We start from the raw sequence: 15,329 nt of genomic DNA, 5'->3' as shown, positions 1-15,329 counted from the left end.
TCAGGATTTATTGTCATAGCTTGTACCTTATTATTTTTTGTATTCAGGGACCCATTGCCTCCTGAAAATCTTATCCAGACAGTAATCGTAGCTTCAGTAATAGGTCTCTCTCTTTCATTTTTACTGTTTTTTGTCCTGTATATTTCAGAACTTTACTATTTTAAAAACCTGTTTCAGCTCCTGTTGTTCAGCTGTTCGGTTATTATTTCACTTATTTCCATAGTGTTGTGGATTTATTTCAGATCAGGAGTATTTGTATAAGGCAGCCTTTGCCGTTAACCGTTAACCATTCCTGTGGCTTTGGATTTATATTATGTTAATTTCTCTGAATAACCTGTTAAACTGTTTGTGGATTCTTCCATGAATAATTATTTTTGGGAAATTTTCCATTTTGAAGCCTACAATTTCCATTATCGTTGCTATTTTTAATCGTAAAGACGAGCTTTTTGAGCTGCTTAATTCACTTACTCATCAGACTGACAAGGAGTTTGAAGTGATTATTGTGGATGACGGCTCTCTTATAGATCTGAAACCTACAGTGTACAGCTTTGAGGAACTTTTAAACATACAGTATTTCAGAAAGGATAATTCAGGTCCGGGCTTGACAAGAAATTACGGAGCAAGAAGAGCGGGAAATGAATGGCTGGTTTTTGTGGACAGTGATGTCATTGTAGAAACTGATTATATTGAGAATATCAAAAAGAATATCATAGAGATCCCATGTGATGCCTTTGGTGGCGCAGACAAGGCTCATAAAGGCTTTAATCTTATGCAGAAAGCCATTTCCTATTCCATGACCTCTGTTTTTACCACAGGGGGAATCCGGGGAAGTAAAAAAGCGATATCCAGATTTCAGCCCAGAAGTTTTAATATGGGGGTGAAGAAAGCTGTTTTTAATGAGGTGGGAGGTTTTTCCGAGATGAGAATAGGAGAGGACCCGGATCTGTCTATGACCCTTTGGGAAAATGGTTTTACCACTGCTTTTTTTGATGATATTGCCGTATATCATAAGCGAAGGGTAGATTTCGGAAAGTTTTCAAAACAGGTATTTCAATTCGGATGTGCAAGGCCTATCCTGAACCAGAGGCACCCTGATTATGTGAAAATTTCCTTTGCATTTCCCACCCTGTTTTTACTGGGGTATGTATTGGGCTTTATTGAATATTTTATTTTAGGGAAAGGAATTATACTTGCCTTCTATGGACTATATACTTTCCTGGTGTTTTTTCATGCCTTATGGGTAACAAGGAATATGAGTATTGCCGGGATGGCGGTAATCTCAACTTATATTCAGATGTTCTCTTACGGATATGGATTTTTAAAATCCTGGATCCTTCTGAATATTTTCAGGATGAAACCGGAAGAGGCATTTCCAAAGCATTATTACAGGAAAAATTAAAGAAAAAATAAAGCTGTTGATCATGATCTCAACAGCTTTTATAATTTAGAATATGGAGGTTACTTCATGGTTGAGAACCCCTACTTTCAGCATGCATTCTTTCATTTTCAGGTAGGTTCTTTCGATGTCATGATCCAATCCTATGGAAAATCTGATAAGCCCGTCGGAAATTCCCATAGCAGCACGCTCTTCTTCAGGAATTTCAGAAGATGTAGAGCTTCCTGAACAGGAGAACAGAGTCTTATAGAATCCAAGACTTACGGCCAGGTAGCCCAGATTTTCCTGCTGCATCAGCTCCATCAGCTCATTGGCTTTTTCCGTAGTTCCAGCATCCAGCGTCAGCAGGCCGCCAAAACCGTATTCTTCATGCATCATACTTTTCATCAGCTCATGATTTTTATGGGATTTCAATCCCGGATATGCCACTTTCAGGCCGTCCTTTTCGAATCTTTCGGCCAGGTACATTGCATTATGGCTATGCTGTTTGATCCGGATATGCAATGTTCTCAGGTTCTTGAGAATACTTGCTGAGCGAAGGCTGTCCATGGTAGGGCCAAGCAGCATGCATGCCCCGGAGTTTACATTTTTAGTATCATTGATAAATTCCTGACTACCGCAATATACTCCTCCTACAGTATCACTGCTTCCATTGATGAATTTAGTCAGGCTGTGGATGACAATGTCTGCCCCTAACAGCTTAGGTGAAATGGAAAGGGGAGAAAAGGTGTTATCCACTACCAGCTTAAGATTATACTTTTTACAGATTTCCGAAAGTTTTCTTAAATCCGCCACTTCAAGCAGGGGATTGCTGACACTTTCGCAATAAATGACCTTTGTATCCGGCTTTATGGATTTTTCAACAGATTCAAAATTGTTGATATCTACAAAGGTCGTTTCAATATTGAAGCCCGGGAAAAAATTTTTCAGAAAGGCGTAGGTCCCGCCATAGATGGTTCTGCTTGAGATGATATGGTCACCGCTTTTACATATCTGCATCAGGACAGAGGTGATGGCTCCCATTCCTGAAGCCGTAACGTTGGCGGCTTCGGTATTTTCGAGCTTGGCCAATGCCTGGGAAAGGTAGAGATTCATAGGGGATGAATGTCTTGAATACAGATAGCATCCGTCTGCATTTCCCTCAAAAGTATCGAACATTGTCTTGGCAGACAGAAAGGTATATGTGGAGCTGTCTGAGATAGACGGATTCACTCCGCCGAATTCTCCGAAATATTGCAAATCCTGAATTTCATTGGCTGCATTAAAATCTTTCATAGCTTTTTTGTTTTTAAATTTGCGATATTTTAATAATTATTACAATGTAAATTTGTTTTTTTAGATTATAAATCTATGGTTTGGTGTAAGTGTAGAAAAAATGTTTATTATATTTGGGTAGTGGTAATTTTTAACAAAAAATAATCTATGGATATGGATGAGATTGACAAAAAACTGCTCTTGTTTTTACAGCAAAACTCTAAACAAACTACCAAAGAATTGTCTTATAAGCTTGGTCTTTCCGTAACAGCGGTATACGAACGCATCAGAAAGCTTGAAAATACGGGAGTGATCTCAAAATATGTAGCTATCCTGGACCGGCACAAGGTCAACCGGGATTTTATCGTATTGTGCCATGTGAAACTGACCCAGCATAAAAAGGAGTATGTTCTTCAGTTTGAAAAAGAGATCATGGATCTGCAGGAAGTTACCGAATGCTTTCATGTAAGCGGGGACTACGATTATATCCTTAAAATCGGGGTGAAAGATATGGAGGATTATCGCAATTTCATGCTTTCGAAATTAACAACCTTACAGCATATTGCAAGCACCCATAGCTCCTTTATGATTTCTGAGGTGAAAAATACAACAGCAATTGTCCTGTAAATCAGATCAGGATCCCGTTTTTGGAAGCAATAGGCTCCGGAAGATTATACTCTTCCATCATTGAAGAAGATCAATTTCTATAGGAAGTATAGGAACATCAAAACACCAGTTCTGCAAACGGATTTTCTGAATAAGTGTTTTAAAAGAATTGAATGTTTAAATTTATAAAAAGAAGCCATAAAAAAAGCCTCCGGATCAGAGGCTTGTATGATTAGTATTTTAGCATTTCCTGAATCTTGCCGGTCAGCTTTTCAGCATTCGGAAGCATCTCTCTTTCCAGCACCAGATTGATCGGAACGGCAGGAACATCCAGAGAGCCCATGGCTTCTACCGGGGCATCCAGGTATTTAAAGCAGTTTTTAGAAATACGGTGTGCAAAGGCTTCTGCAAAGGAGTTATTAAGCTGCTCTTCAGTAAGGACAATGCATTTTCCATGGGCTTTTACCCTTTCAAACACCAGTTCCTCGTCTAACGGGATCAGTGTCCTTAAATCGATCACCTCCACTCTTCCGCTGAAGTTTTTAGCGGCTTCTTTAGCCCAGTAAACTCCCATTCCGTAAGTGACAACCAGCAGGGTCCTTCCTTTATCAGTTTCTTCCTTATCTGCTTCAATAATCACTTTTCCTTTTCCGAAAGGTAAAATATAATCTTCAGCCGGCTCTATGGTTTTCGCATCTTCGGTACCCGGAACTTTACTCCAGTACAAACCTTTATGCTCCAGCATAATGACCGGATTCGGATCATAATAGGCAGCCTTTAATAGTCCTTTAAAGTCAGCGGCATTGCTTGGATACGCTATTTTGATCCCTTTGATGTTGGCAAGAATACTTTCAACGCTTCCGCTATGGTAAGGTCCTCCACCTCCGTAAGCCCCGATCGGGACACGGATGATATTGCTCACCGGATATTTCCCGTGGCTTAAGTAATTGGATTTGGAAATTTCAGTTACCAGCTGATTGATTCCTGGATAGATATAATCTGCAAATTGAACTTCTACAATGGGTTTTAGGCCAACGGCACTCATCCCTACTGTGGAACCAATGATATAGGCTTCCTGAATGGCCGTATTGAAAACTCTTTTATTCCCGAACTTTTTACCCAGAGTCACTGTTTCACGAAAAACTCCACCGATCCTTTCGCCTACATCCTGGCCGTAAAGTAAAGCTTCAGGATGTTTCCACATCAGTTCCTGGATGGCATGTATGGCAGCATCTACCATCACAATCTTTTCACCGCCGGCAGGCTCCCGGGTTCCCACCTCTTCTGTGACAGGGGTAGGAGCAAACACATGATCCATTACGGTTTCGGGTTTTGGGTCTGCCGCATTTTTAGCTTTTTCGAAGGCTTCTTCAACCTCAAGCCTTGCTTTTTTCGTAATCTGTTTTAATAATTCTTCATCAACTCCGGCCTCCAGTAATTGTGCTCTCAGAATTTCTCCCGGATCTTTAGCTCTGTGTTTTGCAAGGTCTTCTTCATCTCTGTAAAACTCCCTTCTTACCCCCGAAGTATGATGACCAATGAGCACTGTTTTGGCACATACTACCAAAGGCTTTCTTTCGGTCCTCACAAAATCTACGGCTTTTTTCATCACCTCGAAGCTTTCCACGAAGTCAGTGCCATCAACACGCATTCTGCTCAATCCTGAGAATCCTGCAACGAAATCATAGGCATCACTGGTTCTTGCTTCCTCTTTTGTTACGGAAATCCCCCATTCATTGTCCTGAACCAGGAAAATAACAGGAAGCTGATGCAGGGCGGCAAATTGTAAAGCTTCACTTACTTCACCTTCTGTTACTGAATTATCACCAAGGCTGCATACCACAACCGGATTGTTTTCGAAATTTTGCAGGTTAAATTCCTGAATATATTTTATCCCCTGAGCTACCCCTGTAGTAGGAATAGTCTGCATTCCGGTAGCTGAGCTTTGATGGATGATCTTGGGTTTATCGTTATCCCTGCTCGAAGGATGAGAATAATAGGATCTGCCTCCTGAAAAAGGATCATCTGTTTTTGCCAGTAACTGAAGCATTAGCTGGTAGGGCTCAAAGCCAATCCCGAGAAGAATGCTTTCATCCCTGTAGTAGGGAGAGACCCAGTCTTCCTTTTTTAATTGATAAGCAGTGGCTAATTGGATAGCTTCATGACCTCTGGATGTGCTATGAACATATTTACAGATATTTCTGTTCTCTTCGTAGATATCTGCCATTGCTTTTGCAAGCATCATATGGTTATAAGCCTTAAGCAAAATTTCCTGAGAAACTTTTTCGTGAAGTGTATTTTCCATAGAAAGCAAATATACATAAAAAAACAAAATACTAACAACCGTTAGTATTTTGTAACTTATTATTTACTTTTTAAGCTATTCCTTAATAACTTTTTTAGAAATCACATCCTTATCGGTTTTTATTTCAATGATGTAGATTCCTTTGGTGTATGATGACAGATCAACGGATTCCTTGTCGCTGTTGATCACACCGCTTTGTAATTTCTTACCTGATAGATCATACACATTGAATGTCGACTTTTTAGGGGCTTTTAGAACATTTACCAGGTCTTTGGTAATAGTAGGCGCAACTGCGATACCGCTTAAGCTTCCTGCTTCATTGGTTCCAAGAACTTCACTATAACCTGTTACGATAATAGAATAGTTTTGCGGTGTATTGTTCTTCAGCGCTCCTTTATTGGAAATTTCAATCCTGTAGGTTCCTCCGGCAACCGGATTATCAACTACTACCTGCTCAACGTTATCCACGGTATTGTCACCTTTTGTAGCCGGTGTCATCGGGTTGTTTGCATCCAGCTTCCATGGATAGTAAACAGTATTTGTAGCGGTATCGATAACTCTTAAATCCAGGTCATTGACCAATCTTGAGTTTCTGTTGTTGTGAATATCCTGCCAGCTTGCATCAGTCGGAACTACATATTCAGGATCGATCCATGAAATGGTAACCTTGATAGGTTCACTTCCGGATGCCTTAACTGTTTTAGTATTGATCACACCATTATTTAAGGTTTCGTCTTTGAAGATGACCGTGTTGTTTGATTTGCCAACCAGCAGCTCTGCTCCTTTTTTGGCATTGATATATCCCCATCCGAACCATGGATCCGGGCCAACGTTTCCGGCTTCCAGCGCGGAATGAACCATTAGGGTTTTAGCACTGGCGGCATTCAGCAATTGATTGGAGAACAAATCTTTATGGATCTGGGTCCACAGTCCGATAATTCCTGTTACTATAGGGGCAGAAAAAGAGGTCCCGCTACTATTAGCATAAGAAATACTACCAAAGATGTTACTAGAAGGATAGAATACATTAGTACCAGTGGTGGAGATATCCGGTTTAATTGCACCGTCATCTCTCGGCCCTGCACTGCTGTAATCGGAATGAACCACATCAGAAGGTGAAGTGTATTTATAGTTATTGCTAGAGATAATATTGGTAGCCCCTACCACAATTATATTTTTAGCTAATGAGCCAGCGCCGATACAATCATAGCCTAATGAACAGTTGGTCGCAGGTAAGGTATCCGTAGAAGTAAACTGTTCTAAATTAACGGCGCCTGAGAAAATGCTATTTGGATTAACGCCATTAGACAGGTGATATTTAGGAAATGTTGCTGTTCCCGGATAATTAGGACCTAATCCGAAATAATTTCCTGCAGACTTAACAATGATATAGGAAGGGTTATTATAAACGATCTGATCGTATTGCTGGTCATTGGTCCAATAAACTCCCTGCATATCTTGATATGTATTAGGACTTGTGAAATTACCCCACCATATCCATGCGTTGGTATTGTTGACTGTATCCGTATCCCATCCCAAATTCATACCATAGGAGTGGTTGGAAATATTGGGCTGTGCCGTTAATATTTTTTGAAATATGTTACTGGGTGTTGTGTTTCCTGGTAAAGTGGTTTCGTTAAACATATAGGAGTCAATGGTAGAATTAGAAGCTACTCCCCGGATATCACCAGAAACCGGTACTCCTCCTATTATTGCATTCACACTAATACTTTTGGCACCAATAAAACCAGCAACACCTGTTGAATGATCACTGTAAACATTGGATGCAGCTTCTTTATTCGTTATTCTTCCTGTAGCATTATTAAAGGCTGGGTGACCTTCATATACTCTACCGCCATCGAAAATAGTGAACTTAATTCCTTCTCCATTATAGGCATTGGTTAATCCGGATATTACTCCTGCCTGGTTGAGATCATCAACATTGGCATTATAAACCTGTCTGATGTCCTCTGTCTTATAAAAGTAAGGCGTACCACCAGGCAAAAAACCGGCCAGTTTACTTCTTTGTTCTTCAATTTTTTTTAAAACTTCAGGGCTTTTATTGGCCCCGTAATGTTTGTCTATATAGGCATTAAATTTTTTATCATTTTCAATTCTTTGCCTTTCAAATTCTCTTTTCAGAAACTCATTGTTGTTTTGTGCACTTATTAACGTAATTGCCATAGTGCTGATCGAAATAAATGTTTTTTTCATAAACGTTATAGAATTATTAAAATATTATTAAGGATCAAATATATTAAATAATTGTATTTATTTTCGATTTGGTGTTAATTAATTGTGTTTTTGTTAATTAGTTATGTGATTTTAACATTTTTTATTTATATTTTTCGTATTTTCTGTTTTATTGTTGAAAATTATATTTGTTGTACCGAAAGTCCTTTTCAAGGCACTGTCCTTCTTATTGAATTAAAGGCTGCCTGACAAACATCAATAAAGTAGTAATAACCTATAAAACCAAATATAGTTGCCGGATATCCAGCAACTATATTATGAATATTAGTATTTTTTATCTTACTTATCTGTAACGATTAATTTAGGATTAGTCAATATTTGAATTATTCCTTAATAACTTTTTTAGAAATCACATCTTTATCGGTTTTTATTTCGATAATGTAGATTCCTTTGGTGTATGATGACAGATCAACGGATTCCTTATCACTGTTGATCACACCGCTTTGTAATTTTTTCCCGGATAAGTCATAAACATTGAAGGTAGATTTCTTAGGCGCCTTCAATACGTTTACAATGTCCCTGGTAATAGTAGGAGCTACAGTAATGCCTTCTTTCACCCCGTTCACTTCATTGGCTCCAAGAACCTCACTATGACCTGTTACAATGATAGAATAGTTTTGCGGCGCATTGACTCCCGCATTGTTCTTCAGCGTTCCTTTATTGGAAATTTCGATCCTGTAAGTTCTTCCGGCAACCGGATTATCAATTACTACCTGCTCAACGTTATCCACGGTATTGTCACCTTTTGTAGCCGGTGTCATCGGGCTGTTTGCATTCAGCTTCCATGGATAGTAAACAGTATTTGTAGCGGTATCAATAACTCTTAAATCCAGGTCATTGATCAATCTTGAGCTTCTGTTGTTATAAGCAGCCTGCCAACTCAGATTAGCCGGAATTACATATTCAGGATCGATCCATGAAATGGTAACCTTGATAGGCTCACTTCCGGATGCCTTAACCGCCTTAGCATTGATCACACCACTATTTAAAGTTTCATCTTTGAAGATGACCGTGTTGTTTGATTTGCCAACCAGCAGCTCTGCTCCTTTTTTGGCATTGATATATCCCCATCCGAACCATGGATCCGGGCCAACGTTTCCGGCTTCCAGCGCGGAATGAACCATTAGGGTTTTAGCACTGGCGGCATTCAGCAATTGATTGGAAAACAAATCTTTATGGATCTGGGTCCATAATCCGATAACTCCTGTCACTACCGGAGCAGAGTAGGAGGTTCCGCTACCATAATCATAAGCAGTACTACCTACGGTGTTTTCTGCAGTAGCAGCAGAGAATACATCGGTGCCAGTGGTGGAGATATCCGGTTTAATTGCACCGTCATCTCTCGGCCCTGCACTGCTGTAATCGGAATGAACCACATCAGAAGGGGAAGTGTATTTATAACTGTTGGTAGAGATAACATCGGTAGCTCCCACCACAATTATATTTTTAGCTAATGAGCCAGGCCCGATACAATCATAGCCCAATGAACAGTTAGTCGCAGGTAAGGTATCTGTAGAAGCAAACTGAACTAAATTACCGTTGTTATCGGAATAATATTTAGGAAATGTTGCTGTTCCCGGGTAATCAGGACCTAATCCGAAATAATTTCCTGCAGATTTAACAATGATATAGGAAGGGTTATTGTAAACGATCTGATCGTATTGCTGGTCATTGGTAAAATAAGTTCCCTGCAAATCCAGAGATGTATCAGGGCTTCCGAAGGCACCGCCCCATATCCAGGCATTGGCACCGCTAACAGTTTGGATATCCCATCCCACATTCGCACCATAGGAGTGGTTGGAAATATTGGGCTGTGCCGTTAATATTTTTTGAAATACAGTACTGGTTGCTGTATTCCCCGGTAAAGTAGTCGTTGCAAACCTGTAGGCATCAATGGTGGAATTAATAGCTACACCCTGGATATCACCAGAAACCGGTACTCCTCCTATTGTTCCACTCACAGTAATACTTTTGGCACCAACAAAACCGGCAACACCTGTTGCATGTGCACTGTAAATATTGGATGCAGCTTCTTTATTCGTTATTCTTCCTGTAGCATTATTAAAGGCCGGGTGGCTTGCATATACTCTGCCACCATCAAAAATAGTGTATTTTATTCCTTCTCCATTATAGGCATTCGTTAATCCGGGGATCACTCCGGCCAGGTTAAGATCGTCAACATTGGCATTATAAACCTGTCTGATGTCCTCTGTCTTATAAAAATAAGGTTTACCATCAGGTAAAAAACCGGCGAGGTTACTTCTTTTTTCTTCAATTTCTTTTAAAACTTCAGGAGACCTGTCCGCTCCATAATGTCTTGCAACATAAGAGTCAAATTTTTCATTATTCTCCTTATTTCGCCTTTCAAACTCTCTTTTTAATCCATCATTATTTTGCGCACTTATTAAAGTAATGGCTAAAGTGCTGACCAAAAGTAAATGTTTCTTCATAATAGTAGTAAAATATTAAATGAGTATACAATCAACAAATGTATATAAAAATAATGTATATATATAATTTTATTATATAAAAAATAGAAATTTATTTCAAAATTATACTAAATTAAATGTTGTAGTGTGTAATTTACTATTGTAGTATTGCTTTTAATTTTGAAAATAAATCAATGAATATGTTTTAATGGATGATAATTTTAAGTATGAAGAGATATGAAAAATTAGAGTAACTTTACATTCTCTTTTAATTAAAAAAGCTAGAAATACATGTATTTAGTTTTTGATACGGAAACAACGGGACTGCCAAAAAACTTCAACGCACCTCTTTCAGATTCGGATAACTGGCCAAGAATGGTGCAGATTGCCTGGCAATTGCATGATGATGATGGTAGATTGGTTGAAAACCAGGATTATATAATAAAGCCGGAAGGTTATGATATACCGTTCAATGCTGCGAGAATTCACGGAATTACAACCAAAATCGCTCATGAAGAAGGCCGGGACCTTCAGGAGGTCCTGGAGGAATTTTCCAGGGTTCTTGAAAAAGTACGCATTGTTTCGGGACACAATGTTGAGTTTGACTATAATATTGTAGGAGCTGAGTTTTTCAGGAAAAATATTAAGAATAACCTTCAGGAAAAGCCAAAGGCTGATACCATGATCCTGGGAACGGATTTCTGTCAGCTCGGAGGAGGTAAAGGAGGGAAATTCAAACCACCAAAACTGGAAGAGCTTTATGAAAAGCTTTACGGAAATAAATTTGACGAAGCCCACAACGCGGCAGCAGACGTTAATGCTACTGCCCAGGTATTTTTTGAAATGATAAGGGTAGGGGTGATATCATCAGAAATTCTGAGGATTTCAGAAGACCAGCTACGGTATTTTCAGTCTCTTTACCCAAACCCGATTCAGCCTTTCGGAATTGTTATCAGAAGACAGGTAGCTGATTTCCATAATAAGAAAAAGCAGACCGATTTCGGAAGTATAGACGAAATAGATCTCGGAAAATACTTCAACTTTGATAATCACAGCGTTTTCTCAACGTTAACCGCTACCTCAAGTATTTCCGATTTAATTAAAAAAGCTACTGACGACAATTTCCCTGCGGTAGGAATGGTTGATCTTGGCAACATGATGGGAGCTTTTAAATTTGTGTCAGCTGTAGAATCCACGAACGCAGACCGGGCCAAAAAATACAAAGAATATCTGGCCGGAAAACAGGAAGCAGAAGAGAATGGGGAAGAGTTCAATGAAGAGGAGCCTGTTTCAGAGCCTTTGATCCCTGTAGTAGGCTGTGAATTTTATATTTCAGACCGGTATGAGCAAAAGCAGTTTACAAAAGATGACCCGGACAGGAGAACACAGGTGGTTCTTCTGGCCAAAGATTTTAACGGATATAAAAATCTGGCCAAACTTTCAAGTATCGGCTTTTTAAAAGGATTTTATTTTGGGGTCCCAAGGATCAGCCGTGAATTAATTGCGCAATATAAGGATGGTTTGATCGCGCTTACTTCCGGTATTAACGGGGATATTCCTGATGCGATCCTTAATACGGGGGAACAGAAAGGGGAGGAGCTATTCAAATGGTGGAAAGATACCTTTCAGGATGATTTTTATGTTCAGATCCAGAATCATAAGCTTCCCGAGGAAGAGCACCTGAACGAGGTGCTATTATATTTTGCTGATAAATACAATGTTAAGATCCTCGCTCAGAATGAAACATTCTATACCAATAAAGACGATGCCAATATTCAGGATATCGTAAGCTGTATTAAAGACGGAGAAAAGCTTTCGACCCCTGTTGGCAAGGGATTCGGTAAAAGAAGAGGTCTTGCAACGGGGGAATATTACATCAAAAACAGTGATGAGATCAAGGAGGCCTTTTTAGCCTATCCCGATGCCTTTGAAGCCTATGAAGAGTTTCTGGCCAAATTCAGCCCGTATACCTTAAAAAGAGATGTTCTCCTTCCTAAATTTGACATTCCGGAAGAATTTATCCATCCGGAAGATGCTGTAGACGGAGGAAAAAGAGGAGAAATGGCTTATCTGACCCATTTAACGTATGAAGGAGCAAAAAGAAAATATAGCGAAATCACTGAGGAGATAAAAGAGCGCCTTGATTTCGAGCTGGATGTGATTGCGAATACGGGTTATCCCGGGTATTTCCTTATTGTACAGGACTTTTGTAATGAGGCCCGGAAGATGGGGGTATGGGTAGGGCCCGGGCGGGGTTCTGCTGCAGGCTCTGCCGTAGCTTATTGCATCGGAATTACAAACGTAGACCCGATCAAGTATGATCTCCTTTTTGAGAGATTCCTGAATCCGGAAAGGATTTCAATGCCTGATATTGATATAGACTTCGATGATGAAGGTCGGGACAAAATCATCAAATGGGTGATTGAAAAGTACGGACAAAGCCAGGTAGCTCAGATCATTACCTATTCAGTTCTGGGTGGGAAATCTGCCATTAAGGATGCGGGAAGGGTGCTTGATGTGCCGATCCCGGAAACCAATAATATCGCAAAGCTGGTTCCCTCTACCCCGGGAATGAATATTGCAAAAGCTCTCGCAAAATATGATAAATTGAAGCCGGAAGAGCAGTCTCTTGTTGATGAAATGAGGATGGTGCTTGAAAATCCTGATGACCCGCGTTTTAGTGTACTCGAAAGTGCTAAGAAAATGGAAGGCTGTATCAGGAATACTGGGATTCATGCCTGCGGTGTTATTATTACGCCGGAAGAGGTAAGTAATCTTGTTCCGGTAACTATTGCGGCTAAAGACGCCGATATCCTGGTGTCCCAGTTTGACAATTCAGTGGCTGAAAGCGCAGGCCTGCTGAAAATGGACTTCCTGGGTCTCCGTACGCTGACGATCATTAAAGATGCGTTGAAACTGGTAAAAGAACGGCATGGAATTGATATCAATCCTGATGAGATCCCGTTAGATGATGCCAGGACGTATCAGTTATTTAAGGAAGGAAGGACAATCGGGATTTTCCAATACGAAAGTCCCGGGATGCAAAAATATATGAGGGAGCTTAAACCAACGGTTTTTGCAGACCTTATTGCGATGAATGCTTTGTACCGTCCCGGTCCTATAAAATATATCCCGAACTTCATCAACAGAAAGCACGGGATCGAAGAAATTGTATATGACCTGCCGGAAACTGAAGAATATTTAAAGGAAACTTACGGAATCACAGTTTACCAGGAGCAGGTAATGCTCCTTTCCCAAAAGCTTGCCAATTTTACCAAAGGTGAAGCGGATACACTGAGAAAAGCGATGGGTAAAAAGCAGATCGATGTGCTTAATAAAATGTATCCGAAATTCATTGAAGGGGGGAAAAAGAACAACCTTGATGAAGACAAGCTAAATAAAATATGGAATGACTGGAAGGCTTTTGCGGAATACGCCTTTAACAAGTCACACTCCACCTGTTATGCGTTAGTTGCTTATCACACCGCGTTTTTAAAGGCTAATTATCCGGCTGAATATATGGCGAGTGTAATGAGCAATAACATTAACAATACCGCGCAGATTACCATGTTTATGGAAGATTGTAAAAGTATGGGAGTGGATGTTTTAGGACCGGATGTGAATGAATCCCAATACAAATTTTCCGTAAACGAAAAAGGGCAGATCCGTTTTGGCCTGGGTGCCATCAAGGGGATCGGAGAAGGTCCGAGTGAAGCCATTACAAGAGAAAGGGAAAACGGTAAGTTTAAAAATATTTATGATTTCTTTGAGCGTATCCCGCCTTCGCAAATGAATAAAAGAGTTGCGGAAAGCTTAGTGGTGGCAGGAGCTTTTGATGAACTGGATACTTATCACAGAGGACAGTATTTTGACATAGATTCTGCAGGGAGGACAAATCTGGAAAGGCTGATACGTTATGGGCAAAGTTTCCAGGAAAGTAAAAATGAAATGGAAAACTCCCTTTTTGCGGATTTTGCCGAGGAAGTACAGATAGAGCAACCGAAGCTGGCACCATGTCCGGAATGGCCGAATATGCATAAATTGAATAAGGAAAAGGAAATTATAGGATTTTACCTTTCCGCGCATCCTTTGGATGAATTCAAATACCAGTTTCAGTTTATGCAGGGACAGCTTTCTAAAAAGGCGGTTCTGGAAAAGGATGATGGTGAAAAATTAGTTATAGATGAGGCTCCTATACTGGAACAGGATGCCCGGGACGAGGTTATGGATGTTACAGAATTAGTGTCTGACGAGCTTCTTTCCGGAGAGGAGGAAATTATGGAAGAGGTTACAAAAAAAGCAGAGCCGAAAGGAAGTTTCGGGTTTCTAAACCTGGATGAGATTGATGCTTACAAAGAACAGGCTTTTGCCAATAAGCAGGAAGAGCTTTTTGAAGAAAAGAAAAAAGACTGGAGACAGATACAAAGAGAAAGAGAAAATGGCGGGGCAGGGAAGGAATATACTGTTGCCGGACTGATTACAGAATATCGGGTTCAGGATGGTTTCAAAAGCGGTGAAAAGGTGGCTTTTCTTACTTTGGAAGATTATTCCGGGTCTTATTCCTTCAGATTGGGAGACCGGGATTACATGAGGTTAAAGGAAAAGCTTGAAGTTCAGAGATTTGTGATACTGAAGATCAAATTTGCTCAGGTAAAGGACGGACGTGTTTTTGTAAACGTTAATGAAGTTATTGAGCTCCAGGAAGCCTTTGAACGGTTTGCTAAAAGCATTTCTCTGGTAATGGATGTGATGGATTTCAGACCGGAAGATCTGGAATTTTTCAAAAATGTGCTTGAAAAAAACAGGGGTGATCATAAACTGAAATTTTTTATTAAGAATATTGAAGATGATTCCCATATCGAAGTACAATCAATGAAGCACTCGGTACATCTGAACGGTGATCTTATTAAGGAGATCCAGCTTCTCAATAAGTATGAATTCTATTTGAACTGAGGAGATGATACAACAGTAAAAATAAAAAGCAGCCGGAGGGTTGCTTTTTTTATTGCCGGAAGCATTCTGTGTATTATTTTAACCTGAGTTCGGGTTAAGCGAAGTTTAAAAATAATTGACCATCATTTACTTT

Annotated in this window: 7 protein-coding genes; 3 read left to right on the top strand and 4 right to left on the bottom strand. The window is 39.9% G+C overall.

What is annotated here, in order from left to right:
- Positions 1-391: 391 nt before the first annotated feature.
- Positions 392-1,399 (top strand): glycosyltransferase family 2 protein, encoded by a 1,008-nt coding sequence (locus tag ABMQ40_RS04735; protein ID WP_370897073.1) that lies wholly within the window; start codon positions 392-394, stop codon positions 1,397-1,399.
- Positions 1,400-1,444: 45 nt separating this feature from the next.
- Here ABMQ40_RS04735 and ABMQ40_RS04730 read toward each other — a convergent pair whose 3' ends face one another.
- A complete protein-coding gene (locus tag ABMQ40_RS04730; RefSeq protein WP_370897071.1) occupies positions 1,445-2,671 on the bottom strand; it encodes an aminotransferase class I/II-fold pyridoxal phosphate-dependent enzyme in 1,227 nt (408 codons plus the stop codon).
- Between the two features lie 147 nt (positions 2,672-2,818).
- Between ABMQ40_RS04730 and ABMQ40_RS04725 the strand changes: the two genes are divergently transcribed.
- Complete coding sequence (locus ABMQ40_RS04725) at positions 2,819-3,277, top strand: Lrp/AsnC family transcriptional regulator (RefSeq protein WP_370897069.1); 459 nt, start codon at positions 2,819-2,821, stop codon at positions 3,275-3,277.
- A gap of 211 nt (positions 3,278-3,488) precedes the next feature.
- On the opposite strand, the gene ABMQ40_RS04720 is transcribed toward ABMQ40_RS04725, so the two are convergent.
- The 3 genes from ABMQ40_RS04720 to ABMQ40_RS04710 form a co-directional block, all read right to left on the bottom strand.
- Entirely contained in the window at positions 3,489-5,561 is a 2,073-nt protein-coding gene (locus ABMQ40_RS04720) for an alpha-ketoacid dehydrogenase subunit alpha/beta (protein WP_370897067.1), read from the bottom strand.
- Between the two features lie 75 nt (positions 5,562-5,636).
- Positions 5,637-7,775: a S8 family peptidase gene (locus tag ABMQ40_RS04715; protein ID WP_370897065.1), complete on the bottom strand. Its 2,139-nt coding sequence runs from the start codon at positions 7,773-7,775 to the stop codon at positions 5,637-5,639.
- 362 nt (positions 7,776-8,137) lie between these two features.
- Positions 8,138-10,264: a S8 family peptidase gene (locus tag ABMQ40_RS04710; protein WP_370897063.1), complete on the bottom strand. Its 2,127-nt coding sequence runs from the start codon at positions 10,262-10,264 to the stop codon at positions 8,138-8,140.
- A 270-nt stretch (positions 10,265-10,534) separates the two neighbouring features.
- On the opposite strand from ABMQ40_RS04710, the gene dnaE reads away from it, so the two are divergent.
- Complete coding sequence (dnaE, locus tag ABMQ40_RS04705; protein WP_370897061.1) at positions 10,535-15,196, top strand: DNA polymerase III subunit alpha; 4,662 nt, start codon at positions 10,535-10,537, stop codon at positions 15,194-15,196.
- Positions 15,197-15,329 lie beyond the last annotated feature (133 nt).

Origin of the sequence: Chryseobacterium gossypii (genome assembly GCF_041361455.1) — a bacterium.
In the GTDB taxonomy this organism is placed as follows: domain Bacteria; phylum Bacteroidota; class Bacteroidia; order Flavobacteriales; family Weeksellaceae; genus Chryseobacterium; species Chryseobacterium gossypii.
Note: the sequence above shows the minus strand (reverse complement) of the source record. Positions and strands in the feature narration are given on the sequence as shown.